This is a genomic window from Streptomyces aurantiacus (genome assembly GCF_001418335.1).
In the GTDB taxonomy this organism is placed as follows: domain Bacteria; phylum Actinomycetota; class Actinomycetes; order Streptomycetales; family Streptomycetaceae; genus Streptomyces; species Streptomyces aurantiacus.
This window is the reverse complement of the sequence record NZ_LIPP01000463.1, coordinates 1-3960: the sequence shown is the minus strand read 5'-3', so window position 1 is coordinate 3960 and position 3960 is coordinate 1. Positions and strand designations below refer to the sequence as shown.

The 3960-nt window shown below is 68.8% G+C and carries 3 protein-coding genes; all 3 read left to right on the top strand.

Annotated elements, in window-relative coordinates:
* Nucleotides 1–207: 207 nt before the first annotated feature.
* The 3 genes from AOK01_RS38725 to AOK01_RS38715 all read left to right on the top strand — a co-directional run bounded on the left by AOK01_RS38725 (nucleotide 208) and on the right by AOK01_RS38715 (nucleotide 3928).
* On the top strand, nucleotides 208–2001 hold the full coding sequence (locus tag AOK01_RS38725; protein ID WP_055520141.1) for a peptide ABC transporter substrate-binding protein: 1794 nt from the start codon (nucleotides 208–210) through the stop codon (nucleotides 1999–2001).
* A gap of 86 nt (nucleotides 2002–2087) precedes the next feature.
* Complete coding sequence (locus AOK01_RS38720) at nucleotides 2088–3047, top strand: ABC transporter permease (protein ID WP_055520138.1); 960 nt, start codon at nucleotides 2088–2090, stop codon at nucleotides 3045–3047.
* Nucleotides 3044–3928, top strand: coding sequence for an ABC transporter permease (locus tag AOK01_RS38715; RefSeq protein WP_055520136.1), 885 nt, complete (start codon nucleotides 3044–3046; stop codon nucleotides 3926–3928). The genes AOK01_RS38720 and AOK01_RS38715 overlap by 4 nt, the downstream gene beginning before the upstream one ends.
* The last annotated feature ends 32 nt before the right edge of the window (nucleotides 3929–3960 follow it).

Genomic DNA, 3960 nt, shown 5'->3' with positions numbered 1-3960 from the left:
GTGCGGGGGAAGCCGGGGACTCGGCGGTCGGGGCCCTGAGCGTATGCCCGTATGTCCCCCACGCGACTTTTTCCAGAACAGCAGTAACAGACTTTTTACAGCGGGCTGCCTGTTTCTTCGGACACGGCGGTCGTTGACTGGCTCCGCCGAGCGCCGCTGTCCGATTCCGGCCTTGCGCATCCAGACCTTGTTCATCTGAGGAGAGCCATGTCCCCTGCTCGTACGACGCTCGTCGCCGGTGCCGTCGTCTCGGCGGGCACACTGCTGCTCGCGGGCTGCTCCGGCACGAACGACACGTCCTCCGCGTCCCCCGACTCCATCAACTACGCGCTGCCGGCCAACTTCACCCCGAACTGGATCCTGCCGATCGGCACGGCCGCGCACCTCAACACCAACAACAACTCCATTGCCGAGAGCCTGTGGGAGCCGCTGGTCGCGTACGACGGCTCGACCGGGAAGATCGCCTGGAACAAGGCAGGATCGGTCGCCACCGGCGCCGACTTCGCGGCCGACGGCAAGAGCGTCAAGGTCACACTCGGCAAGCGGAGCTGGAGCGACGGCAAGCCGGTCACCTCGCGCGACGTCGAGTTCTGGTTCAACCTCATCAAGGCGAACAAGGCTCAGTGGGCGAGCTACAACCCCGGCAGGGCGCCGGACAACTGGACCTCGTTCAAGGCCGTCGACGACCGGCACTTCACGATCGCCTTCGACCGGGCCTACAACTCCCAGTGGATGCTGGCCAATCAGCTCAGCCTCGTCAAACCGCTGCCGCAGCACGTGTGGGACAAGGCCGGCGCGTCCGCGCAGGTGTCCGACGCCGACCGAACCACCGCCGGGGCGAAGAAAGTCTGGACGTATCTCAACACCGCCGCGAAGAACATCTCCGGCTACGACAGCGACCCGCTGTGGAAGACCGTCAGCGGCCCCTACACGGTCAAGTCCTTCGCCACGTCCGGGAAGGTCGTGCTCGCCGCCAACAAGAAGTACGACGGCGGTGAGAAGCCCGGCATCGCGACCGTGAACCTGCTGCCGTTCACGACGGCGGACGCCGAGAAGAACGCGCTGCGCTCCGGAAGCGTCGACTACGGCTACATCGAGGCGACCGACCTCGACCAGAAGGACCGGTTCACCGCGCAGGGCTACACCGTCAAGCCGTGGTCCGGCTGGGCGATCACGTACATGCCGTACAACTTCAACAACCCGGCCATGGGCGCGGTGTTCAAGCAGCTGTACGCGCGCCAGGCGGTGCAGCGGTCGATCGACCAGAGCGGCCTGTCGAAGGTCATCTTCAACGGCACGGCGGTGCCCGGCTACGGCCCCGTCCCGCAGGCGCAGACCTCCGACTTCGTCTCGCCGGAGCAGAAGGACAACCCGTACCCGTTCTCGACGAAGGCCGCCCGGGACCTGCTCACCGGTCACGGCTGGGCCGAGCAGGGCGGCGTCATGGTCTGCACGGACCCGGGGACCGGCGCCTCGCAGTGCGGTGCGGGCGTCGCCAAGGGCACGAAGTTCGAGATGGGCGTGCTGTCGCAGTCCGGTTCGACCGTGACCGACAACATGATGAGCGCGATCCAGTCCTCGCTTGAGAAGACCGGCATCAAGTTCTCGATCAAGACGGCGCCGGTCAACTCGGTGCTCTCGCAGACCCCGCAGTGCACGTCGGGCCAGCCGGTCTGCAAGTGGCAGCTGTCGTTCTTCGGCACAGCCGGCAGCTGGTACTTCAGCGCCTTCCCGACCGGTGACTCGCTGTTCCAGACCGGGGGCGGCTCGAACTTCGGCAACTACGCGAACCCGGACGTCGACAAGCTGATCACCGCGTCCACGACGTCCACGGACCCGGGGGCCGTACGGGACTACAGCGCGGCCGTCGCCAAGGATCTGCCGGTCGTCTGGCTCCCGGCGCCCGTCTACCAGGTCTCGGTCGTCAAGAACGGCCTCGGCGGTTTCTCGCAGGACTCGCTCGCCGACTTCCACCCGGCGCAGTGGAAGTGGACCAAGTGAGGGCGCCACACCAGGTGCCCCAGGTCCACCGGGTCCGGGTCCGGGTCCGGGTCCACCGGCCGAGGACGGGCTGAGGAGAGCACCCCATGGACACGACTCTCTACCTGATCCGGCGGGTCCTCCAGGCCCTCGTGGTGATCCTCATCGTCACGGTCGTCGTCTTCTGCCTGCTGCACGCGCTGCCCGGGGGTCCCGCCCGCGGCATCCTCGGCCCGCAGGCGACGGCCCAGCAGATCGCGGCGTTCAACCACGAGCAGGGCCTCGACCGGCCGCTCCCCGTCCAGTACGCCCACTACCTGCACACGCTGCTCCGGGGCGACCTCGGTACCTCGTACACGCTCAACGAGGCGGTCTCCCGGCTCATCGAGCAGCGGCTGCCGAAGACACTCGTCCTGACCGTGCTGTCCGCGCTCCTCGGGCTGCTCCTGGCGATCCCGCTCGGCATGTGGCAGGCCGTCCGCCGCAACAGGCCGGTGGACTACGTCATCACGACGCTGAGCTTCGTCGCGTACGCGACTCCCGTGTACTTCCTGGGACTCGTACTCGTGCTCGTGTTCACCCAGGTCCTCGACTGGTTCCCGTCGCAGGCGCCGCAGGGCGAGACGCTCGCCGACGTGTTCGCCCAGCCGAACGCCCTGGTGCTGCCGGTGGTCGCGGGCGCGGCCTCGATGGTCGCCGTGTTCAGCCGCTACATGCGTGCCGCGACCCTGGAGAACCTCCAGGAGGACTACGTACGGACCGCGCGGGCCGGCGGCTCGCGGCCGGGCGCGATCCTGCGCCGGCACGTCCTGCGCAACTCCCTGACGCCCGTCGTCGCGATGCTCGGCTACTACGTGCCCGTGCTCTTCGGCGGTGCGCTCGTCGTCGAGCAGCTCTTCAACTACCCCGGGATGGGGCTGCTGTTCTGGAGCGCCGCGCAGTCCTCGGACTATCCGGTGCTGCTCGGCTGCGTGCTCGTCATCTCCGTCGCGACCGTCATCGGCACCCTGCTCGCCGATGTCGTACAGCGGCTCATCGACCCTCGGACGAAGGCGGGCCGGACATGAGTGCCGTACTCCAGACCGAGGCGGCCACCCTGGTGCGGGCCACGGGATACCGCCTCTCCGTGCGGCGGTTCGCCCGCAATCGGCTCGCGGTCGCGGGCCTCGCGATGGTCGTCCTCTTCCTGCTGTTCTGCTTCGTGGGCCCGCTGCTGTACTCGACCGACCAGACCCACACGGACCTCGGCCAGGTGAACCTCTCCCCCGGCGGCGCGCACTGGCTCGGGACGGACGCGGTCGGGCACGACGAACTCGGGCGGCTGATGTTCGGCGGGCGGATCTCCCTGCTCGTCGGGCTCGCGGCGGGGCTCCTCGCCACCGTCGTCGGCACGCTGTGGGGCGCGGTCGCCGGGTACGCGGGCGGCTGGCTCGACGCCGTCATGATGCGGATCGTGGACGCCGGGATCGCCATTCCGGCGCTCTTCGTCCTGCTCGTCGTCTCGGCGATCACGACGCCGGACGCCCTCGGGCTGATCCTCATCCTGGGGCTGGTGTCCTGGCTCGTCCCGTCGCGTCTCGTACGGGCCGAGACGCTCACCCTGAAGAGCAGGGACTACGTGCTGACGCTGCGCGCGATCGGCGGCACGCACGGCCGGGCGATCTTCCGGCACATCCTGCCGAACTCGGTGTCGACCGTCGTCGTCGCGGCGACGTTCCAGGTCGCCGACGCGATCCTGCTCGTCGCGTACGTGTCGTACCTGGGCCTCGGTGTCCAGCCGCCCGCCACCGACTGGGGCGGCATGCTGTCGGCCGGGCTGACGGCCGCGTACTCCGGGCGGTGGTGGCTGATCGTGCCGCCGGGTCTGGCGATCATCCTCGTCGTGTGCGCGTTCAACGCGGTCGGCGACGGCTTGCGGGACGCGTTCGACGTGAAGGGGCGGGCATGACGAACGACAGGGACGGGGACAGGGACGGGGGC